The sequence below is a fragment of the Streptacidiphilus fuscans genome (assembly GCF_015690355.1).
GTDB lineage: Bacteria > Actinomycetota > Actinomycetes > Streptomycetales > Streptomycetaceae > Streptacidiphilus > Streptacidiphilus fuscans.
The window spans coordinates 465,928-490,306 of the sequence record NZ_JADPRT010000005.1 but is presented as its reverse complement, the minus strand read 5'-3'; the positions used below and the strand labels follow the sequence as shown (position 1 = coordinate 490,306).

At 72.7% G+C, this 24,379-nt stretch carries 22 protein-coding genes; 11 read left to right on the top strand and 11 right to left on the bottom strand.

The window, feature by feature from the left end; genetic code table 11:
• Positions 1-85 precede the first annotated feature (85 nt).
• The 6 genes from I2501_RS15475 (at position 86) to I2501_RS15450 (ending at position 5,288) form a co-directional block, all read left to right on the top strand.
• The gene (locus I2501_RS15475; protein ID WP_328806382.1) at positions 86-1,588 is read left to right on the top strand and encodes an MFS transporter; all 1,503 of its coding nucleotides are present in this window, start codon (positions 86-88) and stop codon (positions 1,586-1,588) included.
• A 111-nt stretch (positions 1,589-1,699) separates the two neighbouring features.
• Positions 1,700-2,506: a TetR/AcrR family transcriptional regulator gene (locus tag I2501_RS15470; RefSeq protein ID WP_196194557.1), complete on the top strand. Its 807-nt coding sequence runs from the start codon at positions 1,700-1,702 to the stop codon at positions 2,504-2,506.
• Positions 2,507-2,530: 24 nt separating this feature from the next.
• Positions 2,531-3,961, top strand: a complete 1,431-nt coding sequence (gene purB, locus I2501_RS15465; protein ID WP_196194556.1) for an adenylosuccinate lyase — start codon at positions 2,531-2,533, stop codon at positions 3,959-3,961.
• Positions 3,962-4,122: 161 nt separating this feature from the next.
• Positions 4,123-4,314: a YegP family protein gene (locus I2501_RS15460; RefSeq protein ID WP_196194555.1), complete on the top strand. Its 192-nt coding sequence runs from the start codon at positions 4,123-4,125 to the stop codon at positions 4,312-4,314.
• A gap of 123 nt (positions 4,315-4,437) precedes the next feature.
• Complete coding sequence (locus I2501_RS15455; protein ID WP_196194554.1) at positions 4,438-4,674, top strand: hypothetical protein; 237 nt, start codon at positions 4,438-4,440, stop codon at positions 4,672-4,674.
• An 86-nt stretch (positions 4,675-4,760) separates the two neighbouring features.
• Positions 4,761-5,288 carry a hypothetical protein gene (locus I2501_RS15450; RefSeq protein WP_196194553.1) on the top strand — a complete coding sequence of 176 codons (528 nt, stop codon included), beginning with the start codon at positions 4,761-4,763 and terminating at the stop codon, positions 5,286-5,288.
• Here I2501_RS15450 and I2501_RS15445 read toward each other — a convergent pair.
• A complete protein-coding gene (locus tag I2501_RS15445; protein WP_215909631.1) occupies positions 5,258-5,806 on the bottom strand; it encodes a GNAT family N-acetyltransferase in 549 nt (182 codons plus the stop codon). The genes I2501_RS15450 and I2501_RS15445 overlap by 31 nt on opposite strands.
• 37 nt (positions 5,807-5,843) lie before the next feature.
• Positions 5,844-8,564 (bottom strand): SpoIIE family protein phosphatase, encoded by a 2,721-nt coding sequence (locus I2501_RS15440; RefSeq protein WP_196194552.1) that lies wholly within the window; start codon positions 8,562-8,564, stop codon positions 5,844-5,846.
• A 330-nt stretch (positions 8,565-8,894) separates the two neighbouring features.
• Between I2501_RS15440 and I2501_RS15435 the strand changes: the two genes are divergently transcribed.
• A complete protein-coding gene (locus tag I2501_RS15435) occupies positions 8,895-10,202 on the top strand; it encodes a GAF domain-containing protein (protein WP_328806381.1) in 1,308 nt (435 codons plus the stop codon).
• A 13-nt stretch (positions 10,203-10,215) separates the two neighbouring features.
• On the opposite strand, the gene I2501_RS15430 is transcribed toward I2501_RS15435, so the two are convergent.
• The 9 genes from I2501_RS15430 to I2501_RS15390 form a co-directional block, all read right to left on the bottom strand.
• Positions 10,216-10,791, bottom strand: a complete 576-nt coding sequence (locus I2501_RS15430) for an HPP family protein (protein ID WP_196194551.1) — start codon at positions 10,789-10,791, stop codon at positions 10,216-10,218.
• Between the two features lie 275 nt (positions 10,792-11,066).
• Complete coding sequence (locus I2501_RS15425) at positions 11,067-12,500, bottom strand: aminobutyraldehyde dehydrogenase (protein ID WP_408022736.1); 1,434 nt, start codon at positions 12,498-12,500, stop codon at positions 11,067-11,069.
• A complete protein-coding gene (locus tag I2501_RS15420; RefSeq protein ID WP_196194550.1) occupies positions 12,493-13,806 on the bottom strand; it encodes a flavin monoamine oxidase family protein in 1,314 nt (437 codons plus the stop codon). The genes I2501_RS15425 and I2501_RS15420 overlap by 8 nt, the downstream gene beginning before the upstream one ends.
• A 36-nt stretch (positions 13,807-13,842) precedes the next feature.
• Positions 13,843-14,916, bottom strand: a complete 1,074-nt coding sequence (locus I2501_RS15415) for an ABC transporter ATP-binding protein (RefSeq protein WP_196194549.1) — start codon at positions 14,914-14,916, stop codon at positions 13,843-13,845.
• Between the two features lie 5 nt (positions 14,917-14,921).
• Positions 14,922-15,791 carry an ABC transporter permease gene (locus I2501_RS15410; protein ID WP_196194548.1) on the bottom strand — a complete coding sequence of 290 codons (870 nt, stop codon included), beginning with the start codon at positions 15,789-15,791 and terminating at the stop codon, positions 14,922-14,924.
• Positions 15,788-16,762 (bottom strand): ABC transporter permease, encoded by a 975-nt coding sequence (locus tag I2501_RS15405; RefSeq protein WP_196194547.1) that lies wholly within the window; start codon positions 16,760-16,762, stop codon positions 15,788-15,790. Before I2501_RS15405 ends, I2501_RS15410 begins: the two co-directional genes overlap by 4 nt.
• Position 16,763: 1 nt before the next feature.
• Positions 16,764-17,909 (bottom strand): polyamine ABC transporter substrate-binding protein, encoded by a 1,146-nt coding sequence (locus I2501_RS15400; protein ID WP_196194546.1) that lies wholly within the window; start codon positions 17,907-17,909, stop codon positions 16,764-16,766.
• Positions 17,910-18,069: 160 nt separating this feature from the next.
• Positions 18,070-18,729, bottom strand: a complete 660-nt coding sequence (locus tag I2501_RS15395) for a TetR/AcrR family transcriptional regulator (RefSeq protein WP_196194545.1) — start codon at positions 18,727-18,729, stop codon at positions 18,070-18,072.
• Positions 18,726-19,934: an aromatic ring-hydroxylating oxygenase subunit alpha gene (locus I2501_RS15390; RefSeq protein ID WP_196194544.1), complete on the bottom strand. Its 1,209-nt coding sequence runs from the start codon at positions 19,932-19,934 to the stop codon at positions 18,726-18,728. Before I2501_RS15390 ends, I2501_RS15395 begins: the two co-directional genes overlap by 4 nt.
• Positions 19,935-20,269: 335 nt before the next feature.
• On the opposite strand from I2501_RS15390, the gene I2501_RS15385 reads away from it, so the two are divergent.
• Genes I2501_RS15385 through I2501_RS15370 form a run of 4 tightly spaced genes read left to right on the top strand, consistent with a single transcriptional unit; the run spans position 20,270 to position 24,341 of the window.
• The gene (locus tag I2501_RS15385; protein ID WP_196194543.1) at positions 20,270-20,761 is read left to right on the top strand and encodes a hypothetical protein; all 492 of its coding nucleotides are present in this window, start codon (positions 20,270-20,272) and stop codon (positions 20,759-20,761) included.
• Entirely contained in the window at positions 20,758-22,029 is a 1,272-nt protein-coding gene (locus I2501_RS15380; protein ID WP_196194542.1) for an NADH-ubiquinone oxidoreductase-F iron-sulfur binding region domain-containing protein, read from the top strand. Before I2501_RS15385 ends, I2501_RS15380 begins: the two co-directional genes overlap by 4 nt.
• 47 nt (positions 22,030-22,076) lie before the next feature.
• Positions 22,077-22,268 carry a ferredoxin gene (locus I2501_RS15375; protein WP_196194541.1) on the top strand — a complete coding sequence of 64 codons (192 nt, stop codon included), beginning with the start codon at positions 22,077-22,079 and terminating at the stop codon, positions 22,266-22,268.
• Positions 22,269-22,271: 3 nt separating this feature from the next.
• Complete coding sequence (locus I2501_RS15370) at positions 22,272-24,341, top strand: acetate--CoA ligase family protein (protein WP_196194540.1); 2,070 nt, start codon at positions 22,272-22,274, stop codon at positions 24,339-24,341.
• Positions 24,342-24,379 lie beyond the last annotated feature (38 nt).

Below are 24,379 nucleotides of genomic sequence, written 5' to 3'. Positions count from 1 at the left end.
AGAAGGGGTGGGGCCAGTGTCCGTCAGTCAACCGGAACAGGTGGGGACCGCGGGGGCGGCCGCAAACCGCAGACCGGACCGCTGGGTGATCCTGGCAGTGCTCTGCCTGGTCCAGCTCGTGGTCATTCTGGACAACACCATCCTCAACGTCGCCATCCCCTCCCTGACCAAGGAGCTGGGCGCGACCACCTCGCAGACCCAGTGGGTCATCGGCGCCTACTCGCTGGCCCAGGCGGGTCTGCTGATCGCGGCGGGCGGCTTCGCCGACCGGTACGGGCGCAAGCGGACGCAGCTGCTCGGCCTGGTCTTCTTCGGCCTCGGTTCGGCGGGCGCGGCGCTCTCCTCGACCGCCGGGGAGCTGATCGCCGCCCGCGCGGCCATGGGCGTCGGCGGCAGCATGCTGCTCGCCACCAGCATCGCCATCGTCGTCCGCACCTTCGACGGGGAGGAGCTGCCCAAGGCCATGGCCGCCGCGATGGGCGTGGGCTCGCTGGGCTTCGCCCTCGGCCCCGTCATCGGCGGGCTGCTGCTGGCGCACTTCTGGTGGGGCTCGGTCTTCCTGGTCAACCTGCCCGTCTGCGTGCTCGGGCTGATCGGCGTGGCGCGGCTGGTGCCCGAGTCCAAGGACCCGCTCGGCGACCGTCCCGACCTGCTCGGTGCGGTGCTGTGCACCGTCGGCCTGGTCGCGGGCGTCTACGCGATCATCCAGGGCCCCGGCTACGGCTGGACCTCCGGCCGCACCCTGCTGCCCGCGGCGATCTGCGTCGTCGTGATGACCGGCTTCGTGCTGTGGGAGCGTCGCACGCCGCACCCGCTGCTGGACATGTCGTTCTTCCGCAACGCCCGCTTCCGCGGCGCGGTCTCGGGCGGGGTGCTGGTCTCCTTCGGGATGGGCGGCTCGCTCTTCCTGCTGACCCAGCACCTGCAGTTCGTGCTCGGCTACGGCCCGCTCTCGGCGGGTCTGCGCACCGCGCCGATGGCGCTGACCGTGGTGCTGCTGAACCTGACCGGCTTCGGCATGCGGTTGACCACCAAGCTCGCCCCGCCCGTCGCCATCGCGGTCGGCCTCACCCTGATGGCCGGCGGACTCGCGGCCATCGCGGTCCTCGGGCACAACGGCTCCTACCCGGGCATCCTGCTGGGCCTGCTGCTGATGGGCGCGGGCATCGCGTGCGCCCAGCCCGCGATGGGCGGGGCCGTGATGTCCTCGATCCCGCCGGAGCGGGCCGGTATCGGCTCCGGACTGATGGGCACCATGAGCGAGCTCGGCAACTCGCTGGGCGTCGCGGTCCTGGGCGCGGTGCTGACGGCCGGGTTCGCGTCCTCGCTGCCCGCCGGTGTGCCGCAGGGCGCCGCCCGCTCGCTGCCGGACGCGCTGGCCGCAGGTGGTCCCGGCAAGGCCCACCAGGTGCACAGCGCCTTCGCCGACTCGCTGACGAACGCTCAGTTGATCGGTGCGGTCGCGGTGCTGGTGGGCGGCCTGGTCGCGGCCTGGCTGATCGGCCGGGCGGGCACGGCCCCGGTGGGCGGCGGCACGGTCCCCGGCCAGCCGGAGGCCCGCGAGCCGGAGCCCGCCCCGGCGGCCTGACCCGCACGCTGACTACGATCGATGCGCGGGCACGCGTCGCCTTGTGCGGCTTGCTCAGGCTGGTGCCCGCGCATCGATCGACGGGGCAGGCGAAGAAGGGCAAGGCGCCGCATGGCGAAGGAGAGCGCGAAGCAGGAGTCCGCCCTGCCGAGCGTCAGCGTCTGGGCCGCGCCGCCGAAGGAGCGCAAGCGCGGCGCCGCCCCCAGCGGCCTGACCCGGCAGAAGATCGTCCGCGCCGCCATCGCGCTGCTCGACGCCGAGGGCGAGGCGGGCTTCTCGATGCGCCGCCTGGCCAACGAACTCGGCGTCACCCCCATGTCGGTCTACTGGTATGTCGACAACAAGGCCGACCTGCTGGAGCTCGCCCTGGACGAGGCGCTCGGCGAGATGCGGATCGCCCCGCTCACCGAGGAGACCGACTGGCGCGACCACCTGCGCGCCATGGCGCACGAGTACCGGGCCTTCTACCAGCGCCACCTGTGGGCGGTCCGGATCGCGGGCGAGGTGCTGCCGCTCGGCCCGAACGCGCTGTTCTTCTCCACCAGCGCGCTCAGCGCCATTGAGCGCACCGGCCTGCCGCCCGAGCAGTACGCGGCCGTGCTCGGGCTCGTCTTCCAGTTCGTCTACGGCTTCGCCACCTCCGAGGGCCAGCAGATGATCCGCATCCGCACCGCCGGGGTGACTGAGGACGCCTACATGCAGGAGGTCAGGGAGCTGGCGGCGCACATCGACGAGGCCTTCGTCGAGAACTCCGACCGGATCAGTCCGCCCGTCGAGGGCGAGCCGATGGCGGTCAAGCGCGACCGCTACTTCGCTGACTCGCTGGAGCTCGCCCTCGACGGCATCGAGGCGCGGGTGGCCCGCGACGGTGCAGGCCGTGACAGCGCAGGTCCGGCGGCCCGGTCCGACCGGCACTGAGCTGGACCGTTAGAATGGCGCAGCGTGAGCGCCAAGCCCTTCATCCCCGATGTCCTGGCCGCCCGCTACGCCTCCGGCGAGCTCGCGCGGCTGTGGTCCCCCGAACACAAGGTCGTCCTCGAACGGCAGCTGTGGCTGGCCGTCCTCAAGGCCCAGGCCGACCTGGGGATCGAGGTGCCCGAGGGCGCCGTCGCCGACTACGAGCGCGTGGTCGACCAGGTCGACCTGGTCTCGATCGCCGAGCGTGAGCGGGTCACCCGCCACGACGTCAAGGCCCGTATCGAGGAGTTCAGCGCCCTCGCCGGGCACGAGCAGATCCACAAGGGCATGACCTCGCGGGATCTGACCGAGAACGTCGAGCAGCTGCAGGTCCGCCAGTCCCTGGAGCACGTCCGCGACCGCACGGTCGCGCTGCTCACCCGTCTGGCCGCGCTCGCCGCCGAGCACGGCGAGCTGGTCATGACCGGCCGCTCCCACAACGTCGCCGCGCAGGCCACCACTCTGGGCAAGCGCTTCGCCTCGGCCGCCGACGAGCTGCTGGTCGCCTTCACCCGGCTGGAGGAGCTGATCGCCCGTTACCCGCTGCGCGGGATCAAGGGCCCGGTCGGCACCAGCCAGGACATGCTCGACCTCCTCGGCGGCGACCAGCAGAAGCTGGCCGAGCTGGAGCAGCGCGTCGCCTCCCACCTGGGCTTCGACCACGCGTTCACCAGCGTCGGCCAGGTCTACCCGCGCTCGCTCGACTACGACGTGCTGACCGCCCTGGTGCAGCTGGCCGGTGCGCCGGGCAGCCTGGCCAAGACGATCCGGCTGATGGCCGGCATCGAGCTGGTCACCGAGGGCTTCAAGGAGGGCCAGGTCGGCTCCTCCGCCATGCCGCACAAGATGAACACCCGCTCCTGCGAGCGCGTCAACGGCCTGGCCGTGATCCTGCGCGGCTACGCCTCCATGGTCTCCGAGCTCTCCGGCGACCAGTGGAACGAGGGCGACGTCTCCTGCTCCGTGGTGCGCCGCGTCGCACTGCCGGACGCGTTCTTCGCCTTCGACGGCCTGATCGAGACCTTCCTGACGGTGCTGGACGAGTTCGGCGCCTTCCCGGCGGTCATCGCCGCCGAGCTGGACCGCTACCTGCCGTTCCTCGGTACCACCAAGGTGCTGATGGCCTCGGTGCGCGCCGGTGTCGGCCGCGAGACCGCCCACGAGGCGATCAAGGAGCACGCCGTCGCCTCCGCGCTGGCCATGCGCCAGGGCGTCCGCGAGAACCAGCTGCTGGACCGGCTGGCGGCGGACGAGCGGATCCCGCTGGACCGCGCCGGTCTCGACGCGCTGCTGGCCGACCGGCTCTCCTTCACCGGTGCCGCGTCCGGCCAGGTCGCCGAGGTGGTCCGCCGCGTCGAGGAGGTCGCCGCCCGCTACCCCGAGGCCGCCAAGTACCGCCCGGGCGCCATTCTCTGACGGACCCTCGTCCGCTCGTCCCGATCGCCCGCGTCGCCCCGCTCCGGATGCCGACGCGGGCGATCGGCGTTAGCTTCGGCTGTAGCCGGTTCGCCACGCAGAGTGACTTCTGCGTGACGCGCGGCGATGTGAAGTCGAACGAAGAGCGAAGGAGTGCGGGGATGCCCGGCAAGTTCGAGGTCCACCAGGACAAGGCGCAGGAGTTCCGTTTCACGCTGAAGTCGGCGACCGGCGAGGTCATCGCCCTGAGCGAGGTCTTCGAGAGCCGCGAGGCCTGCGAGAAGAGCATCGAGGCGGTGCGCAAGAACGCCCCGTACGCCAAGCTGGTCGAGGCGGCCGGTTCGGCGAGCTGACGTGACAGCAGCATTCGCGCCCGCACTTCCGCCCGCGCCTCCGTCGGGACGGGAGTGCGGGCGCGGGCACTGTCCCCGGCGTGCCGACTGGAACGGAGGGCTTTGCGGACGGATGATTGGATCATGACGGGACAGTCCGGTACATCGGTGCGGGTCTGGGTCAAGACCGAGATCGGCCCCCGGCATGTGGTCGCCCAGGTCCTCGACGCGCTGAACAATCCGCTCGGCGAGGAGACGGTGATCACCGAGCGCCACGATCTCTACGAGATCGCCAACCGTTACGGCGTGCCGCTGGAGAACTTCGAGTTCGAGGGTGACTCCGCCGAGGTGATCGAGGCGGAGTTCCCGCCGCAGGTCTGACTCGGGGTCACATCGTTATCCTGGCGGTGTTGCCCCGACGGCGCGGTGTGGTCGATCCTCTGACGCATGTACGACAGGAGAATGCGGTGAGGAACCCGGCCACCTGGTCACGCGCTGCGCTGATGGTGGCCTATCTGGGGCTGATGGCGGCGCTGGCCGGCGTGGCCTGGGAGACCGCGAAGATCGACCTCTCGGGCGTGGCCAAGGTCTTCACGGCCCTCGCCGCGGGCCTGATGGGCGCGGTGATCAACCCCGCCACGTCGAAGCAGGCCCAGAAGGGCCTGGCGCAGCCGCAGCAGCCCACCATCGACGCGATGTGGGCCGCCCACGCGGTCATCGGCTGTGCCGCGCTGCTGGTGGCCGCCGCCGCGCTGGTCGTCGACGGCGGCCGGCATGTCAACGCCTCGGACGCGTTCGTGGCCATGGCCACGGCCTTCGGCATGCTGTTCGTGGACACCAGCTCCGCGACCCACGCGCTCGCCCCGGCGGCGTCACCGGCGCCTGCCACGGCAGCGGCGCCTGCCACGGCCCCCGCCGCGTCACCGGCCGCTGAGCCGGTCGCGGCCACCGCCTCCGGAAGCGCTCAGACCTCGACGCCGAACGCGTCGGCGTAGCGGATCGATCCGGCCGGGACCGGGCGGCCCGGGTCCAGGGCGAGGGCCATCATCGCCTCGTCCGGGACCTCGAACGGTGGCTTGATGCCGTAGCCGGAGGCGGGGACGAACCCGAACCGTGCGTAGTAGGCGGGGTGACCGAGCACCAGCACCAACTGCTCACCCGCCTCACGCGCCGCGTCCAGCGCCGCGTTGACCACCGAGGTGCCCGCGCCGAGGCGCTGCCACTGCGGCAGCACGGCCACCGGAGCGAGCGCCAGCGCCGGGACGCCGTCGACATGACACCGGGTCAGCAGCGCGTGTCCGGCGACCGTCCCGTCCGGGGCCTCGGCGACGAAGGACGAGTCGGGCAGCCAGGCACGGGCGTCGGTACGCAGCGCGTCGACCAGGTCCGCCTCGTTGCGCGTCGGGAAGGCGGCGAGGTTGACGCGGCGGACGGCCGCGGCGTCGGAGCCGTCGACAGCCTCGGCACGGGTCGGCCAGGGCTGCGGCTGCGGTGTGGAGATCATTTCGGGCATGCCTCAGCGTAGCCGGACGGCGGCGGGGCATCGGGGCTCATCCCAGCGTGCCGCCGGGCGTGGTGAGCTCGGCCCAGATGACCTTGCCGCCGTCCTCGGTGAACCGGGTGCCCCAGCGCGAGGCCAGCTGCGCGACCAGGAAGAGGCCGCGTCCGCCCTCGTCCTCGCAGCGGGCCCGGCGCAGCCGGGGGGAGACGCCGCTGCCGTCGGCGACCTCGCAGATCAGCGCACGGTCGCGGAGCAGCCGTAGCTCGACCGGGCCGTCGGTATGTCGGATCGCGTTCGTCACCAGCTCGCTGACCAGCTGTTCGGCCGTGGCCGCCAGCGAGTGCAGGCCCCAGCCGGTGAGCCGGGCGGAGACCTCGGCCCGCAGCCCGGCCACGGCGGACGGCTCCAGCGGGACCTGCCAGCGGGCCACCCGGTCGTCGTCCAGGCCCCGGGTCTGCGCCACCAGCAGCGCCACGTCGTCCCTGGGCCGCTGCGGCAGCAGCCGGGAGAGGACCGACGCACAGAGCTCCTCGGGCGAGCGGTCGCGGCCGACGAGCGACGCGCCCAGCCTGGCCATGCCGACGTCGATGTCCTGGCCGCGGTCCTCGATCAGGCCGTCGGTGTAGAGGACGATCCGCGAACCCTCGGGCAGCGGCAGCTCGATCGACTCGAACGTCGTCGAGCCCAGGCCCAGCGGCGGACCCGAGGGCACCTCGGCGAAGCTGACCGTTCCGTCCGGCAGGATCAGCGCGGGGGAGGGGTGCCCGGCCCCGGCCATGGTGCAACTGCCGCTGACCGGGTCGTAGATGACGTAGAGGCAGGTCGCGCCGATGATGCCGCTGCCGCTGTGCGGGCCGGCGTCCGGGTCGCCGTCGAGCTCCCGGTCCATGGTGTCGACCAGGGCGTCGAGATGGCCGAGCAGCTCCTCCGGCGGCAGGTCGAGCGCGGCGAAGTTGCGCACGGCGGTGCGGAGTCGGCCCATCGTCGCGGCGGCGTGCAGGCCGTGGCCGACGACGTCTCCGACCACCAGCGCGACCCGGGCGCCGGAGAGCGGGATCACGTCGAACCAGTCGCCGCCCACGCCCTCCTGGGCCGGGAGGTAGCGATGGGCCACCTCGACCGCGGGGAGCGCAGGCAGGGCGTGCGGCAGCAGGCTGCGCTGCAGGGTCAGGGCGAGGGAGTGCTCGCGGGTGAACCGGCGGGCGTTGTCCAGGCAGACGGAGGCGCGCTGCGCCAGCTCCTCGGCCAGCCGCAGGTCGTCCGCGCGGAACGGTCCGGCGTCACGGGAGCGGTAGAAGGAGGCCACGCCGAGGACCGTGCCCCGGGCCCGCAGCGGCACGGTGACCACCGAGGCCATCCGGTAGTCCGCCAAGCCCGGTTCGGCGGTGGTGACGCGCTCCGGGCACTCGTCCAGCACAGCCCGCCCGACGCGCAGCGCCCGGGCCTGCGCCCCCTCCTTGGCGAACGGGACCTCGGCGCCCAGCGGGAGCAGCGGCCCGCCCGCGCGGATGGTCCGGGTTGCCGCACGTTGCAGCGGTTCGCCGGTCTCGGCGGGCGGCGGCTCCTGGCCCGCGCGGACCCACTCGGCCAGGTCGACGGTGGCGTACTGGGCGAACTCCGGCAGCGCGACCGCGGCCAGCTCCTCGGCCGTCTGCGCCACGTCGAGGGTGGTGCCGATCCGGACCCCGGCCTCCCAGAGCAGCGCGAGCCGGTTCCGCGCGGCGACCGCGAGTTGGGCGTGGGTGACGCCGGTGGCGGCGCCGGTTCTGGTGGTGACGCCGTGGGTGTCGTCGTCGGCCTTCGCGGTGGTCCCGGCCATCTTCGTTGCCCTCCCGTCCTGCCGTGCCTGCCTCGCCTGCCCGGCCCGCCCTGGCGGTGCCTCCAGCGCTGCGGGTGGAGGGTGGGGCGGGCGCACACGGGCGGCGCCGATCAGGCGCACCGGCTCGTCGGCGAGGGCGCCGTCTAACGCACGGCCGTACGGGGCGCCCCGGGCCCGGCCCGTGGCCGCGCGCTGGTCCGCCTCCCAGCGGGCGCGTTCGCGGATCGAGCGCTGGTCGAGCAGCCGCTGCTCGACGGCCAGGGCCGCCTCCCGGGCCAGCGCCGACATCAGCGGGTGGGCGTCGCGCTGCCAGCAGGTCAGGTCGACCACGCCCCGGATCGTGCCCAGCAGCGGATCCCGGATCGGCGCGCCCGCGCAGACGAACGGCCGGTACGCCTCGGCGAAGTGCTCGCTGCCGATGACGACGCCCGGCCGGCCCTCGGCCAGCACCGTGCCGATGCCGTTGGTGCCCGCCTCGTGCTCGGCCCAGCCGAAGCCGGGGGCGAGCTGGATCGCGTCGAGATGCCGGTTCAGGCCCGGCTCACCCGCATGACGGGCCGCCACCCGGGCCCGGGCGTCGGTGAGCAGCACACAGACCCCGGTGCCCGCCAGCTGCTGGTGCAGCCGCTCCAGCACCGGGTACGACGCGATCAGCAGGCGCTCCTCGCTGTCGAGGTCCGGGTCGTAGGAGAGCTCGGTGCGGTCGGCCGACACGCCCGTGTCGCGGCAGCGCCGCCAGGACGCCAGCACCGGCTCGCGGACGACGGCGGTCGGGCTCGACGCGTCGCCCGCGTCCGCGCCGGTCAGGAACCGGTCGCGGGCGGCGGCGGAACGGCCGTCGGCTCCGAGCAGCGCCCAGACGCTCGCGGCGTCCACGGGGGAGCCCGAGGCGGCACGGGCAGACGGGTCCGCCGGGCGTGACCGCCGACCGTTCACCCAGGACGTCACCATCGCGGCACCCTCCCCGCAGTCAGCGCCAACTCCTTGCGTTCCTTTGCCTGCACCCGCATCCGAAGCCCGGTGCTGCCCCGGTTCTGCCCCGGTTTTGGCCCGGTTCTGCCCCGGCGGGCTCTATCCCGACGCTAACCCCATGGCACGCCGCGCGGGCTGAGTCGCGTGCCAACCACTCGTTGGAGTGATTGGACGTCATATCTCTTCGAGATCAGCCTTCGTGACGGATACTGGCCACGCGTCCAGGCGGAGCGGGGCTGGAGCCGGGCTGGAACGGTGGCCCTGCACACTCCCTTGTCGGGCACGGCCTGGGCGTTGTTAATGGATGACGTGAGTGCTGGACGCGTGCGGGCGGGCAGGACGGCCGGGACGGCCGGGACGACGGTGGGTCAGCCGGCCACGGCGGCCGGGCTGCGGCGGCGCCGTGCGGAGTTGGAGCGCGCCTGGTCGGAGCTGGGCAGACCGGGGGAGAAGGCCGCGAGCCTGCGCGCCGAGGTGGCGGAGTCGTGGGCGCGCAGCGGGGCGAGCGTGGACCGGGCCTGCCTGGAGGCGCCGGTCGGTGACGCGGACGCGGCCCGCTCGCGCTGGGCGCACTCGCGGCTGCGCGAGCCGGTCGCGTCCGTCGCGGACGAGCTGCGCCGGATCGCCGACGACGCGGGCTTCGTCGCGGCGGTGACGGACGAGTCCGGGACCATCCTGTGGACCTGCGGCGGGCGGCACATGCGGGCACAGGCGGAGAAGCTCAACTTCGCGCCGGGCGGCCGGTGGGACGAGCAGGCGATGGGCACCAACGCCCTGTCGATGGCGCTGCTGCGCGGACAGGCCGCCACGGTCTTCTCCGCCGAGCACTACCTGGCCGCGCTGCACGGCTGGGTCTGCTACTGCGCGCCGATCCGGGACGCGCAGGGCCGGGTCCTCGGCGTGCTGGACCTGTCGACGACCTGGGACCGGTCGCACCCGCTGGCGCTGTCCACGGTGCGGCTGCTGGCCGCCGGGATCGAGGAGCGGCTGCGCGAGGACGTGCCGGCGGTGCCCGCCGCGGTGCCCGCCGCGACGCCCGCCGTGGCGCCCTCCGCCGCGTTCCGCCTGCGGGCGCTCGGCGAGACGCCCGCGCTGCACCGTGACGGCGTCGAGCTGCCGCTGCGCCCACGGCAGTTGGAGATCCTCGCGTTGCTGGCGCTGGAGCCCGAGGGCTTCACGCCGGAGCGGCTGCGCGACGCCCTCTACGGTGACCGCTCGGTGTCCGCCTCGACCTTCAAGGCGGAGGTCTCCCATCTGCGCAGCGCGCTGGGCGGCGGCATCGCGACCCGCCGCTACGCGCTGACCGCGCCGCTGGCCTGCGACGCGGTCGAGGTCGTGGCGGCCCTGCGCCGCGCCGACCCGGCGGCGGCCGTCGCCGCCTACGCGGGCCCGCTGCTGCCGCGCTCCGAGGCCCCGGGCGTCGTGGAGTGGCGCGAGCACCTGCACGTCGCGTTGCGCGAGGCGGTGCTGAGCGCCGTGGACCCGGCGCTGGCGCTCGACTTCGGCCGCCACGCCCGCTACGACGCGGCCCTGCACCGCCATGCGCTCGCCCTGCTCGACGGCCACGACCCCCGCCGCGGCATCGCCACCGCGCGGCTGCGAGCGGCGCGGGGGTGAAGCGGACGGTGGGTCACCACCAGTAGGCCGGATAGCGGGCTGCGCGGGGATGGGCGCGCGATGCTGCGTGGCCGGCCAGGACGAGCAGCACCACGGCCGGCGTCAGCAGGGCGAGGAAGCCGACCGGTGCGGGGGACTGCAGCACGACGATGACGGCCGTGGCGCACGCGGGCGAGTGTGGGGCGTGCGCGAGCATCATCGCGCCCATCGCCAGCCCGCCTGCCACGGCGGCGGCCCAGGGCGAGTGCCCCAAGGTGGCGTGAACGGCGAATCCGGTGAGCGCCGCGAGGATATGCCCGCCGACGACGCTGCGCGGCTGTGACAGCGGGAGGCGCGGCGAGCTGTGAATCAGTGCGGCACTGGCGGCCAGCGGCGGGATCAGCACCGGATGGTGGAGCAGTGCGCCGACGGCGGCCAGTGCCAGCAGCACCGCGGTGGCGCCGCTGAGGCTGTGCAGCGCCGCGCCGGGTGAGGGGCGGCCACCCCGGTCGGTCGCCCGTTCGAGTGCTTCGGGCGCTGCGAGCGCTTCGGGCCGTTCGGACTGGGCGGCAGGCGGGGACGGCGGCGGTTGGAGGGTGTCGAGACTCATCGGGGCTGTTTCCTGGCAGCGTCGGCACGTTGACGTCCGTGTCGACGGGAGGGTGAACGGGGGCGGGAGGTCCAGCGGAGAGGTCCAGCTGTGCGGAGATCCCGTCCACAAGCACACCCTCGTGTTCGACGAGAGTCCGACCGTACGCCCGGCCCGGGTCGGGGCGGCGCAGTCCGGTCCAGATCTTACCGGGTGGCGGCGTCGGCCCTGCTCAGGGGTGGTGTGCGCGTGGGCGGCGGACCGCCCCTGCCGGGTCCGGCGCCCACGCGCCCGCGTCAGAGCATCACGTGTTTCGCCTGTGTGTACTCCAGCAGGCCGGTCATCGACAGGTCGCTGCCGTGGCCGGAGTCGCCGCGTCCGCCGTGGGGCATCTCGGAGACCGTGGTGCCGTGGCTGTTGACCCAGACGATGCCGGTGCGCAGCGACCGCGTCGCGCGCATGGCACGGTCCAGGTCGCGGGTCCACACGCTCGCGGCCAGTCCGAGCCGGACGCCGTTGGCGAGGCGGAGCGCCTCGTCCTCGTCCGCGAAGGGCTGGACGGTGACCACCGGGCCGAAGACCTCTTCCTGCACAATCTCGTCGTCCTGCCGCACCGCGGCGACGACCGTCGGCTGGTGGAAGTACCCCGGCCGGTCGAGGGCGCGACCTCCGGTCAGGATCTCGGCGTGTTCCGGCAGCCGGTCCAGCAGGCCGCGGACGCGGGCGAGTTGGGCGGCGTTGTTGAGCGGGCCGTAGGCGGCGCCAGGCTCGTCCGGGCCGCCCGTGGTCAGCTTGGCGACCCGCTCGGTGAGGGCGGCGGTGAACGCGTCGTGGATGCTGCGGTGGACCAGGAGCCGGGTCACGGCGGTGCAGTCCTGGCCCGCGTTGTAGTAGGCGACGTCAGCCAGGGCCTGCGCCGTCTCCTCGACGTCCACGTCCTGGTGGATCAGCACCGGTGCGTTGCCACCCAGTTCCAGGTGGACCCGCTTGAGGTCGGCGGCGCAGGCGGTCGCGATCTCGCGCCCCGCCCGGACGCTGCCGGTGACCGCGACCATGGCGGGGGTCGGGTGGCCGACCAGTCGGGCTCCCGTGCCGCGGTCGCCGCAGAGGACGTTGAGCACGCCCGGCGGCAGGTGCTCGGCTGCCAGCCGCGCCAGGAGGACCGTCGAGGACGGGGTGGTGTCGGCGGGCTTGAGCACCACCGTGTTTCCCGCCGCAAGCGCCGGGGCGAGTTTCCAGACCGCCATCATCAGCGGGTAGTTCCACGGCGTGATCTGCGCGCAGACGCCGAGCGGCTCGCGGCGCAGCAGGGAGGTGCGTCCCTCGGTGTACTCGGCCGCGACACTGCCGGGCAGGCTGCGCGCGGCTCCGGCGAAGAACCGGACGGTGTCGACGACGGCCGGGAGTTCGTCGCTGCGGAAGGCCTGCGGCGGCTTGCCTGTGTCGCCGACCTCGGCGGCGGTGAGCGCGTCGGCGTGCTGCTCCATGCTCTCCGCGAGCCGCAGCAGCGCGCGTTGCCGCACGGCGGGTGTGGTGCGCGACCAGTGGCCGAAGGCGCGCTCGGCCGCGCGGCAGGCCCGGTCGACGTCGGCCGCACCGGAGCACGGTGCATAGCCGCGCAACCGCCCGGTGGCCGGATCGACCAAGGGCATCCGACCGCCGTCGGCGGCCTCCTGCTCCTGACCGTCGATGTGGTTGTGCGCCAGCAGGCCTGATGCGATGTCAGCCACGGAGCAGCACCTCCCTGGCCGCGGCGCGTCCGGTGCGGACCGCGCCCTCCATGTAGCCGGCGACCCACTGGTCGGATCCGCAGACGTAGAACGGCGGCTCGTGGGTGCCGTGCAGTGGGCCGACCCGCAGGACATCGCCCGGCACCCACTGGGTGACATAGCCCTGGGTCCACGGGTCGGTGCCCCACAGTCGCAGCCAGGTGGCGGAAGGCCGGGCGGCGTCCGGCCCGTAGAGGGCCTCGATGTCGGCGAGCAGTTCGGCCTGGCGCAGGTGGGTGGGCATGCCGAGCAGCACGCCGTAGCGCTCGGGCGGCACCAGCGCGGAAAGCACGCTGGTGCTCTGCGGCCAGGTGCTGCCGAGCACGCCCTCGCACTCGGAGAGGCCGGAGAGCCCCCGTTCCTGCCAGAACGGGCGGTCGTAGGCAGCGACCAACTTGGCTGCGAGCGCCTGCCGTTGGGAATGCAGCGAGCTGAGCCGTGCGGCGGAGACCCCGGTGACGGCGATCGCGCGCAGCGGCCCGACCGGCAGGGCGCACACGACGGCCGAGGACGTCACGGTCTCGCCACCGCGCAGTCGGACCGTGCAGCGGTCCGGGCGGATGTCGACGGCTGTCACCGGCGCGCCCAGCCGGACCCGGGGTCCCAGCTCGGCGGCCATCCGCAGCGCCACCGTCGCCGACCCCTCGGCGACCCGCAGACCCTCCCAGTCCTCGTAGTCGTAATGGCCCTCGCTCGGCACGGCAGCCTGCTTGCGCAGCGCCGACAGCAGCGAGGTGCGCTCGTTGGAGCCGGAGGCCAGCCCGAGTTGGCCGATCTCCCACAGCCGCACCACGGCCGGTGAGGTCCCGCGGGTCCGCAGCCACTCCCCGACGGAGAGAGCGTCCAGTTCCGCGGCGTGCTCGTGGGACCAGGGGGCCTCCGGGTCCACGGTCTTGGCCAGGGCCACGAACTCCTCGGTGGCCTGCTGGTGCTCGGCGGTGTCGCCGGGGCCGAACCAGTGCGGGGGATCACCCGCGGAGACGCCCTCGGGCGTGGCGCGGACGATCTCGCCCGGCTCCGCGGTGTAGCTGCGGGTCAGCGTCAGGCCCAACTCCCCCACCAGGCCGAGGTAGGCGGTGTGGGCGCGGCCGACGACCTCGCCGCCGAGCTGGACCGTCCGGCCGTCGGGCAGGTGCTGCTGCTCGACCCGGCCGCCGACCCGGTCGCGTGCCTCGACGACCAGCACGTCGACTCCGGCGGCGGCGAGGTCCCGGGCGGCGCTCAGCCCGGCCAGGCCCGCGCCGAGCACGATGACGTCGTGATTCATCTGACGTCTCCTCTCCTCTCCGTTCTCTCGGTCGGGTCAGTCCGCCAGGACCAGGCAGTGGTCGGTCTTCCAGCCGAGTTCGACGGTCTCGCCGCCCTCCCAGCGGTCCTCCATCCGGGCACGGGCGGTGTTCTGCTCCAGCGCGGCGACGGTCACCCCAGGGGCGAGCTCGACCAGGTACGTCGTGGTCGGGCCGGAGTAGACGGTCTCCCGGATCACGCCGCTGACCACGGGCATGCCGGGTTCGAAGTCGGAGAGCCAGATCTTCTCCGGCCGGATCGACATGTTGACGGAGCTTCCGTCGCTGATGCCCGGACGCGGGCCGACCGGCAGCGCGGGGCCGTCGGGAAGCTGGACCCGGCCGTCGCGGTAGACGCCGGTGATGACGTTGGAGGTGCCCATGAACGAGGCCACGAACCGGCTCTCCGGCCGCTCGTAGACGTCCTCAGGCGTGCCGCACTGCTCGACCCGGCCGCCGTTCATCACGGCGACCCGGTCGGACATGGTCAGCGCCTCGTCCTGGTCGTGGGTGACGAAGACGAAGGTGATGCCCACCTCGCGCTGGATCTGCTTCAACTCGACCTGCATCTGCCGGCGCAGCTTGAGGTCCAGCGCGGCCAGCGGCTCGTCCAGCAGCAGCACGGCCGGACGGTTGACCAGCGCCCGGGCCAGTGCGACGCGTTGGCGCTGTCCGCCGGAGAGGGTGCGCGGTTTGCGGTCGGCCATGCCGCCCAGTTGCACGAGGTCGATCATCGCGCCGACCCGTTCGCGGATCTCCGGTTTGGCGACGCCCTTGCGTTTGAGGCCGAAGGCGATGTTGTCGGCGACGCTGAGGTGGTCGAAGAGGGCGTAGCTCTGGAAGACGGTGTTGACGTTGCGCTTGTCGGGCGGCAGCGCGGTGACGTCGTCGCCGGAGAGCAGGATGCTGCCCTCGGTCGGGTCGGCGAAGCCGCCGATCATCCGCAGCGTGGTGGTCTTGCCACAGCCGGAGGGGCCGAGCAGGGAGAAGAACTCCCCGGGTGCGATGTCGAGGTTCAGGTCGCGTACGGCGTAGGAGCCGGCGAACTCCTTGCTGACGTGGTCCAGTCGGACCGCAGGAGTGGTTTCCATCACTGCTACTCCCCGGAGATGAGGTCGAGGCCGCCGCTGCGGCCGAAGAGGCGGGGGATGGCCAGGGCGAGGCCGATGAGGGTGATCGAGCCGGCCAGCATCAGCGTTCCGACCGCGTTGATGGTGGGCTCGACGCCGAAGCGGATGGCGGAGTAGATGCGCACGGCCAGCGGCTGCGGGTCGACGCCGGTGGTGAAGTAGGCGAGGACGAAGTCGTCGAAGACCAGGGCGAAGATCAGCACCGCGCTGGCCAGGATCGCGGGCAGTAGCGCGGGCAGGGTGACCAGCCGCAGCGCCTGCCAGCGGGTGGCGCCCAGGTCCATGGCGGCCTCCTCGACCTCCGGATTGAGCGCGGCCACCCGGGAACGCAGGATCACGGTGACGTAGGAGATGGAGAAGGTGATCTCGGCGATCATCACGGTGCCCGTGTCGAGCGTGATCCCGAGACCCTTGAAGAGCAGCAGCGAGGCGACGCCGGTGACGATCTCCGGGGTGATCAGCGGCACCATCATGATCAGTCCGGCGTAGTTGCCGAGCCTGCCCCGCGAGCGGACCAGTCCGAGGGCCAGGGCGACGCCCAGCACCACCGAGCCGACCATGGCGACCAGTGAGACCTGAAGGCTCATGCCGAGGGAGCTGAGCAGCGTGCTGTCGTGGAAGAACGCCTCGTACCAGCGGAGGCTGAAGCCCTTGAAGACGGTCAGCGACTTCTGGGAGTTGAAGGAGAAGAGCACCACCATCGCGATCGGCAGGTAGAGCAGCACGAAGAAGACCGCGGTGACGGCGATCGCGAAGAGCGGCTTGCGTTCGGCGCGGCGGCGACCGAAGCGCCGGTTCGGGCGAGTCCGCCGGGGAGTGCGGGTGAGCTGGGTCATCGCAGGGCCTCCGCCTCGTCCTTGCGGGTGCGGCGCAGGTAGCCGAACATCGCCACCAGCAGTACCGCCATCAGCGCCATCGTCAGGGCGGAGCCGAGCGGCCAGTCCTGACCTTCGAAGAACTTGTCCTGGATCAGGTTGCCGATCATGATCTGGTTCGGTCCGCCCATGAACTGGGCGGAGACGAAGTCGCCCATCGCGGGCAGGAACACCAGCACCATGCCGGCCCCCGCGCCCTGCCGGGTCGCGGGTACGGTGACGAAGAGGAAGGTGCGCAGCGGCCCGCCGTACAGGTCGCGACCCGCTTCGATCAGCGAGGTGTCCATGCGCTCCATGGCCGCGTAGAGCGGGATGATCATGAAGACCACGAAGCCGTAGACCAGTCCGGCGATCACGCCGAACCCGGTGTTGAGGATCTTCGTGTGCGGCCCGGCCAGACCGATCGCGCGCAGGAACCGCAGCAGCGGCCCGTCGTCGGACAGCACCACCGACCACCCGTACATCCGCACCAGGTAGTTGGCGAAGAACGGGACCACGATCGCGGCGATCAGCGCGTTCTTCAGCCGCCCCGCGTGCAGGGCGATCGCGTAGGCGACGGGGTAGGCGATCAGCAGACAGATCACCGCGGTCAACGCCGCGTAGCCGAGCGAACGGACCATCACGTCGCGGTAGGCGGGGTCGCCCAGCGCCTTGAGGTTGCCGAGGTTCGTGCCGAATCGCGGGTCGCCGAGCTGGTCGGTGGTGCCGAAGGAGATCGCGGCCACCAGCAGGAGGGAGGCGATGAAGAAGACCGACATCCAGACTGTGCCCGGCAGTGTCAACCAGGTCCACATCCGCGCTCCGGCGGCGGACGGCCTCGGTGGGCGGTTGCGCCGGGCGAACCTGCCGCGCGCGTCGGGCGGGGTGGGCGACCCGTCCCCGGAGGACCTGGCGGCGGTCGCGGCGGAGCCGGGGGTGGTGCGCAGCGCCATCTCAGCCCGCCTTCACGTCGGTCCAGGCGGCGTCGCGCGCCTGCGAGCCGGCACTGCTCGCGTTCTGGAAGTACAGCTCGGGCCGCAGGTCGCCGGGCTCGATCAGGCACTGCGGCAGCTGTTCGACCAGAGACGCGTAGGTGGACTCCGTGCCCTTGACCGGCATCGGGTAGCCGAGGTACTTGATGGTCTTGATCGCGTTCTCGGGACGCAGCAGGTAGTCGATGAAGAGCATCGCGGTGCCGGGGTGCTGGGCGTTCGCCGGTATCGCGAAGCAGTCCGAGTTGATCGGCGACCCCTCCCTGGCCACCTCGAAGCCGTAGACGGACGCGTCGTTCGCCTGGCTGAGCACGCTGACCATGTCGCCGCTCCAGGCCTGGGTCATGGTGGCGTTGCCGTTCAGCAGGTTGTTGTAGTCGTCGCTGGAGAAGCCGCGCAGGTGGGGGCGGAGCGTGCCGAGCAGGGTGGTGATCCGGTTCAGCTCGCCCTGGTTCGTGGTGTTGAGGTCCAGGCCGAGCTTGAGCGCGGCCATGCCGAGCACCTCGTCCTCGTCGTCCAGGAGGAAGGTGGTGCCGCTGGACTGCGCGTCCCACAGGTCCTGCCAGGAGCCGGTCAGGGAGCCGAGCTTGTCCTTGCGCCAGCCGATCCCGGTCTTGTACATCGTGAACGGCACCGTGTGCGCGGACCGGGGGTCGTACCAGGGGTTGGCGAAGTAGGTGTAGCTGCCGAAGACCAGCTCGGCGTTGCGCAGTCGGCTGTGGTCGATGCCGCGCAGCCGTCCGGCTTCGACCAGGCGCTGCGCGTATTTGGCCGAGGGGAAGATGACGTCGTATCTGTTCCCCGCGTCGAGCTTGGCGACCATGCTCTCCATGGAGTCGAAGTTCGACTGGATGATCGGGACGCCGTACTCCTTCTGGAAGCCCGCGAAGACCGTGGGCTCGATGTAGTCGGCCCAGTTGAAGTAGACGAGCGGGCCGTCCACCTTGACGTCGATCGGCGGCATCGAGGCCACGGCGGCTGCGCTGCTCGTCGGCGCGAAGCCGCAACCGCTCAGGCCGAGGCCGAGGGCGCCGAGGCCGCCGGCGCGCAGCAGGGAACGTCTGGAGAGTGGGGAGCGGGGGGAGAGCTGAGGGAGGTGATCGGACATCAGTGTCCTCTCCGGATGGGTGGGTTCGGCTTGGGCCGATCCGCCGGACAGGCCCGAGGGGGCGGCCGAGGGCGTGCGCGGTCCCCGGCTCTGTTCGGGAGGCGCAGCGGTGCCCGGTCACCGGACTGCGGCCCGGCAGTGGGGGAGATGTGGCGGAGCGTCAGCCTGCGGAGACGGTGGTCGACTTGGCCGCGACGGCGGCCGCAGCGGCGGGGAAAGGTGTGGTGATGCCGAGCTGAGGAGCGATCAGCGACCAGATCTGGTCGCGGGCGTCGGCGACGTCCAGCGCCGAGCTGCCCAGCAGGATCCGGGTGCCGAAACCGTTCGTCAGCGCGATGACCAGGTCGGCCAGCCGGCCGACGTCACAGGCGGTGAACTCGCCGGTCGCCTGTCCGTCGCGGACCACTCCGGCGATCCAGTCGCGCAGGTTGGCGTAGAGGTCGCGGGCGACGGTCAACGAGTCGGCGTCCCGCACGGCCCGCAGGTGCAGCTCCTGCCAGAGCAGGAAGTCGCGGCGCAGTTCTGCGTCGATCGGCAGACAGGCGTCGATGACGCGGCCCAGCCGCCAGGTGTTCGGCTGCGCCTCCGGCGGTCGGGCACCGTAGCCCTCGACACCGGCGTGCTCGTAGGAGAACGCGAGCGCTTCGAGGAAGAGCTTCTCCCTGGTCGCGAAGTGGTAGTGCAGCAGGCCGGAGGAGACCCCCGCGCGCTCCGCCACCATCCGCATCCGGACCTTCTCGAAGCCGACCTCGGCGATGGTGTCGCACGCGGCCAGCAGGATCACCCTGCGGGTCTGCTCGGCGCGCTCCTCGGAGTTCACGCTTCCACTCCTGCAAGGCCGGTGAGGTTGTCGAGGTCGCCGCCGGGGTCGGCGGGGTCTGCGGGACGGCCGAGGTCGGCTCGGATCCGGTCGGCGAACCAGCCTACCGCCGACTCCCGGCGGGAGAGCGGTCCCGGCTCGAAACCGGGTGTGGCCAGGCCGTGTTGGACCCGGGCCACCAGTTCGGCGTCCTCGTCGTTGGTGATCCAGCCGATATGGATGTTCAGTCGCCTGGCCAGCGCGGTGCGAAGGCTCGCGCCGTGCTTGGTGTAGAAGGCGCCGGGCACCGCAACGCGGTCGGGGGCGACGGGGACGGCGGTCCAGGCGATCACGTGGTCAGGATAGAAGTCCAGCATGGTGTTGGGGTAGATCATCGCAAAGCGCCAGGTCCGGCGGTCGCCTGCGGTCAGGCCGGGCATCGGCGCGGCCAGTCGCTGGTACAGCCGCTCGACCAGGTTGGAGGACGGCTTGTCGCGCAGCGGTGACTCGAAGAGCGCGTAGCCGCCGTGCACGTCGCCGACGTATCGCTGGTAGTCGAGCAGCCGCATCAGACCGGGGTGGGCGACCGGGACGTGGTAGCCCTCCAGGTAGTTGTCGACCGCGATCTTCCAGTTGGCGTGCTGGACCTCGGCACCGGCGAGGTCGTGGATCCGGCTCTTGCCGACCGGGACCAGGTCGGCCCCGGCGTAGTGGCCGACCGCCTCGGCGAGTCCGGCGCACTGCACGGCGAGCGGAGCGGCGCGGCCGTCGAGGTTGACGAAGACGAAGCCGAGGAACGATTCGACGGCCACCCGGTGGAGTCCGAGCCTGGGCTTGTCCAGGCAAGGGATCTGGCGCGCCTCCGGTGCGCCGACGAGGCTGCCGTCGAGCCGGTAGGTCCAGCCGTGGTACGGGCAGCGGATCGCCTTGCCGGACGGCTCCGGTGCGGAGACCAGCCGGGTGCCGCGGTGGCGGCAGACGTTGAGGTGGGCGGCGAGCGAGCCGTCCTCGGTGCGGACCACCAGCACTTCGCGGCCGGCCGCCCAGGCGGCGAGCCGGGCTCCCGGGCCGGGCAGGTCGGACTCGTGACATACCAACTGCCAGGAACGGGCGAAGACGTGGTCGTTCTCGGCGGAGGCGATGGCGGGGTCGGTGTAGTAGGCCGCCGACAGGGCCGCGGGAGGAGCGGTCCCGTCGGCCGATCGGCGGGTCAGTTCGGACTGCATGGCACTCCTGCTCGTCGCACGGGGCCGAAGAGGGGCAGGGACTGACGGTGCAAGCCGACTGCTGAACGGACGGACTGACTGTCTGCTCAGCGAGCGGTGCGGCAAGGTTGCTGCTTGAAAGGCTCGGTGTCAATACTTGCTGACTGACTGATTGATCAGTACGGTTCCGACCACGGCCCGGGTGACTCCGGCGCTCCTGACGTCCCATCCCAGGAGCGACCGTTCAGCGGGCCCGGCACCGCTTCGTTCGGGCACCACCTCTCCCTCTCCCACCACGGTTCGCGCCGGTTCCTTCGGCGACAGACCGTTCTCTTCCGTCCCCCGCGGAGGCAGGAATGCACGGTTCCCGCAAGCTGACCTGGCTCGGGCTCACCCCCGAGCCGGAACGCGAACTGCCGTACGCCGTCGCGCGGCTGCGCAGCCAGGTGGCCGGCGCAGGCCCCGGCGGAGGGACGGACGGTGAGGCGGAGGAGCGGCGGCGGATCGAGCGGCTGATCCTCCACGGCTCCCGGCAGACCTGGCTCCGCTACCTGGGCGAGGTGACGCAGCTCGTCGTGGACGCGGCCGTCCAGGTCGTGCCGGCCGATCCGGAGACCGCGCTGGTCGTCGGGGAGGTCGTGCTCAGCCATCACCAGCTGCTGATCGGCCTCCCCGGAGATGCCTACCAACAGGCCGCCGCTGACCGGGCGTTGCTCAGCTCGGCCGTCCGGCGCCTGCGTGAGCGGCTTCCCCCCGGACGGTCCACCACTGCCGACCCGAGCCGCCCCGACCCGAGCCACCTCGAACTGAGCCGTCCCGAACCGAGCCGAGAGGCAGGCACCCCATGACCGTGATCCGCACCCTGTCCGGCGCACCCACGCCGGCCCTGGGACCGGACCCCGACCGCGCCGAGAACCTGGACGCCTACCGCGCTCGTCGCGGCCACCGCGCCGAGGTCGACCCCGACACGCTCCTCGCCCGCGTCGAGGCCGCCGACCTGCGCGGACACGGAGGCGCGGGGTTCCCCTTCGCCGTCAAGCTGCGCGCGGTAAGGGAGCGGGGGAGCAGTGCCGGGACAGACCCCGTCGTGGTCGCCAACGGTGAGGAGGGCGAGCCGGGTTCGGTCAAGGACCGCTGGCTGGTGCGGGCCCGCCCGCATCTGGTCCTCGACGGTCTGGTCCAGGCGGCCAGGATCACCGGAGCCGAGCGCGGCTACGTCTACCTCTCGGACTCGCAGGCCGAGGGCAGCGTCCGTAAGGCGCTCGCCGCCGCCCGACCGGCCCTGCCGATCGAGGTGGTCCGCACCGAACCCGCTTATGTGGCAGGTGAGGAGAGCGCCGTGGTGCGGCGGATCGACGGCGGGCCGGCGCTGCCGACAGCCAAGCCGCCGCGTCCCTTCGAGCACGGCGTCGGCGGCGCGCCCACCCTGGTCGCCAACGTCGAGACGCTGGCCCGGCTGGCGCTGCTCACCCACCGGGACGACGCGGCGGGGACCGTTCTGCTCACCCTCTCGGGCGGTTCGGGCGAAGCCCTCCTCACCGAGGCCCGCTACCGCACCACGCTGCGTGAGCTCGCCCGTCTCCAGGGGACGCCCGTGCCGCGCGCCGTCCTGATGGGCGGCCTCTTCGGTGGCCTGCTCGTGTCCGACGCACTCGAACTGCCGCTCGACCGTGCTCGACTGGCCCTGGCGGGCACCGGCCTCGGCTGCGGTGCGATCCGCTTTCTCGCGCCGGACGAGTGCCCGGTATCGGTCGCTGCCGACGCCGTGGATCATCTCGCCGCCGAGAGCAGCCGCCAGTGCGGCGTCTGCGTCTCGGGTACCCGATCCCTGCGCGACACCCTGGTCGCGCTGACCCGGGCGCAGTGCCCCGACGCAGGCGTCGATCAGCTGGCCCGCTGGTCCCAGGGCCTGCCCGGTCGTGGTGCGTGCGGCCTGCTCGACGCCGCCGCCAAGCTGGCCGCCACTCTTCTCGCCGGCTTTCCCGAGCTCGTCGGGGCGCATCTGCGGCACCCCTGCCCGGTGTGCGCGGCCACTCCGCCCGCCGCGGGCGCACGGCTGCGTGTCCCTGTCCCCGAACCGGCCGGGACCCCTCACGCCCTGGCCGCCGTCGACTGACCGCTGCTCGCCGACCGAACTGTTCGCCGACCGAACCGAGGTACGCCATGAGACTCCGCATCGACGCCACCCGCTGCCAGGGCTACGGCGAATGCCTGGAACCCGCGCCCGAACTGATCGACCTGGACGAGTGGGGCTACGCCCGACTGCTGGCTGTCGAGCTGACGCCCCAACAGGAAGATGCCGCCCGTGCCGCCGTCGCGGCCTGCCCCAACAGCGCGCTCAGCCTGGAGCGGTGAGAGATGACCAGGGAACCTGCCGTCCGTGACCTGACCCCCCTTTTCGATCCCGCCTCGGTGGCGATCGTGGGTGCGAGCGACGACCCGGCCAAGTACGGACACGCCATCGCCGTCCAGGCGCTGCGCGCCGCGAGTCGTCGCCCGTTGCACCTGGTCAACCGGCGTGGCGGCACGGTCCTGGGCCGACGTGCCGAGACCAGCCTCAGTGCGATCGGCGAACCGGTGGACCTGGTCGTCGTCAGCGTCCCGCTCGCCGGTTTCGAGGAGGCCGTGGACGAGGCGCTCGCCTGCGGCGCCAGAGCGGTCGTCGCGATCACGGCGGGCTTCGCCGAGCTGGGGGATGCCGGACTGGCGCGGCAGCGGGCGGTCGCCGCGCGGGTCCGCGCGGCCGGAGCGCTGCTGGTCGGCCCCAACTGCCTGGGCATCGCCGACAACACCACCGAACTCCACCTCGCCTCGGACCACTTCACGCCCGGCGGGGTGGCGTTGCTCAGCCAGAGCGGCAATCTGGCCTTGGAGCTGCAGCTGCGGTTGGAGCCGCACGGACTCGGGTTCTCCCGTTTCGTCTCGCTGGGCAACCAGGCGGACGTCACCCTGGTCGACCTGGTGGACGACTGCGCCCGGCATGAGGGCACCCGCGCCATCGCCGTCTACGCCGAGGACTTCGGCGACGGCCGGGCCTTCGCCGAGGCGGCGGCACGCGCCGGGAAGCCGGTCGTTCTGCTCACCGCCGGACGAGGCGACGCCTCCGCGCGCAGCGCCAAGTCCCACACCGGGGCGCTGACCACCTCCGCCGACGTGGTGGTGGCGGCCTGCCGCGACGCAGGCGTCGAGCTGACCCGCACGCCACGCGAACTGGCCTCGGTCCTGGCTGCCTTGGACTCAGGCCGACGGGCGCGCGGACGGCACGTCGCGGTCTTCACCGACGGCGGAGGCCATGGCGCGATCGCAGCCGACGCCGTCGAGGCGACCGGCCTGGCTGTCCCGGAGTTGTCCGCCCCGCTGCAACGGGAGCTGACCGGGGCGCTGTGGGAACAGTCGGCCGTCGGCAATCCGGTCGATCTGGCCGGGATGGGCGAGCAGGACCCCATGTCCTATGCGCGCACCGTGCAGAGGTTGCTGGCCACGGACGAGGTCGACGCGGTCCTGGTGACCGGTTACTTCGGCGGTTACGCGGCGTCCGAGGACGGCCTCGGCGGCGCCGAGGGCACCTTGGGCGCGGCCGAGCGCAAGGCCGCCGAGGCGATCGCCGCCGCCGTGCCCGAGAGCGGAAAGCCGGTGGCCGTGCAGTCCATGTATCCGGCGTCGCCCAGCTGCCGCACCCTGGTCGAGGCGGGCGTCCCGGTCTACGAGGCGGTCGAGGACGCAGCCCGCGCGCTGGCGGCGCTGGCGCCTGCCACCGGGGCACGGGAGTTGCGGGCACTGCCCGAGGCCGCCGCGGCGCTCGGGGACCCCGACTACTACCCGACCCGTCGCCTGCTGGAGGCAGCCGGGGTGTCCTTCCCGCCCGCGCGGGAGATCCGTACCGAGGCGGAACTGCGCGATGCCGCACGCGAATTCGCCGGCCCCTACGTCCTCAAGGCGCTGCACCTGCTGCACAAGTCCGACGCGGGCGGCGTCGCGCTGCGCCTGGCCGACGAGGAGGCGCTGGTCGCGGCGTACCGGGCGATGCACGAGCGGCTCGGCGCACCGTCGTACTCGGTCGAGGCCATGGCCGACCTCGCCGACGGCGTCGAACTGATCGTCGGCGTCAAGCGCGACGACCGGTTCGGGCCGGTGGCCATGGTCGGTCTCGGCGGCGTGCTGACCGAGGCGCTCGGTGACGTCGCCTTCGCACTTGCGCCGGTCACCGCCGAGCGGGCCGAGCTGCTGCTGCGCAGTCTGCGCAGCTCCGCCCTGCTGGACGGCGTGCGCGGCCGACCGGCCGTGGACGTCGCGGCGGCGGCGCAGGCCGTCGCCCGGATCACGGCCGTGGCCGCCGCCCACCCGGAGATCGCCGAACTCGAGGTCAACCCGCTGCTGGTGACGCCGCACGGGGCCCTGGCCCTCGACTCCCGCGCCGTCCTCGGCTGAGGTCCTGCCCACGCCGGACCCGTCCCCCCACCCCGCAC

Bases quoted from the DNA above. Each gene is read 5' to 3' on its own strand.
- I2501_RS15390 (WP_196194544.1), bottom strand. From the start codon at position 19,934: ATGCAGTCCGAACTGACCCGCCGATCGGCCGACGGGACCGCTCCTCCC.
- I2501_RS15370 (WP_196194540.1), top strand. From the start codon at position 22,272: ATGACCAGGGAACCTGCCGTCCGTGACCTGACCCCCCTTTTCGATCCC.
- I2501_RS15445 (WP_215909631.1), bottom strand. From the start codon at position 5,806: ATGCCCGAAATGATCTCCACACCGCAGCCGCAGCCCTGGCCGACCCGT.
- I2501_RS15410 (WP_196194548.1), bottom strand. From the start codon at position 15,791: ATGACCCAGCTCACCCGCACTCCCCGGCGGACTCGCCCGAACCGGCGC.
- I2501_RS15470 (WP_196194557.1), top strand. From the start codon at position 1,700: ATGGCGAAGGAGAGCGCGAAGCAGGAGTCCGCCCTGCCGAGCGTCAGC.
- I2501_RS15380 (WP_196194542.1), top strand. From the start codon at position 20,758: ATGACCGTGATCCGCACCCTGTCCGGCGCACCCACGCCGGCCCTGGGA.
- I2501_RS15460 (WP_196194555.1), top strand. From the start codon at position 4,123: ATGCCCGGCAAGTTCGAGGTCCACCAGGACAAGGCGCAGGAGTTCCGT.
- I2501_RS15430 (WP_196194551.1), bottom strand. From the start codon at position 10,791: ATGAGTCTCGACACCCTCCAACCGCCGCCGTCCCCGCCTGCCGCCCAG.
- I2501_RS15440 (WP_196194552.1), bottom strand. From the start codon at position 8,564: ATGGTGACGTCCTGGGTGAACGGTCGGCGGTCACGCCCGGCGGACCCG.
- I2501_RS15415 (WP_196194549.1), bottom strand. From the start codon at position 14,916: ATGGAAACCACTCCTGCGGTCCGACTGGACCACGTCAGCAAGGAGTTC.
- I2501_RS15385 (WP_196194543.1), top strand. From the start codon at position 20,270: ATGCACGGTTCCCGCAAGCTGACCTGGCTCGGGCTCACCCCCGAGCCG.
- I2501_RS15405 (WP_196194547.1), bottom strand. From the start codon at position 16,762: ATGGCGCTGCGCACCACCCCCGGCTCCGCCGCGACCGCCGCCAGGTCC.
- I2501_RS15420 (WP_196194550.1), bottom strand. From the start codon at position 13,806: ATGAATCACGACGTCATCGTGCTCGGCGCGGGCCTGGCCGGGCTGAGC.
- I2501_RS15455 (WP_196194554.1), top strand. From the start codon at position 4,438: ATGACGGGACAGTCCGGTACATCGGTGCGGGTCTGGGTCAAGACCGAG.
- I2501_RS15400 (WP_196194546.1), bottom strand. From the start codon at position 17,909: ATGTCCGATCACCTCCCTCAGCTCTCCCCCCGCTCCCCACTCTCCAGA.
- I2501_RS15375 (WP_196194541.1), top strand. From the start codon at position 22,077: ATGAGACTCCGCATCGACGCCACCCGCTGCCAGGGCTACGGCGAATGC.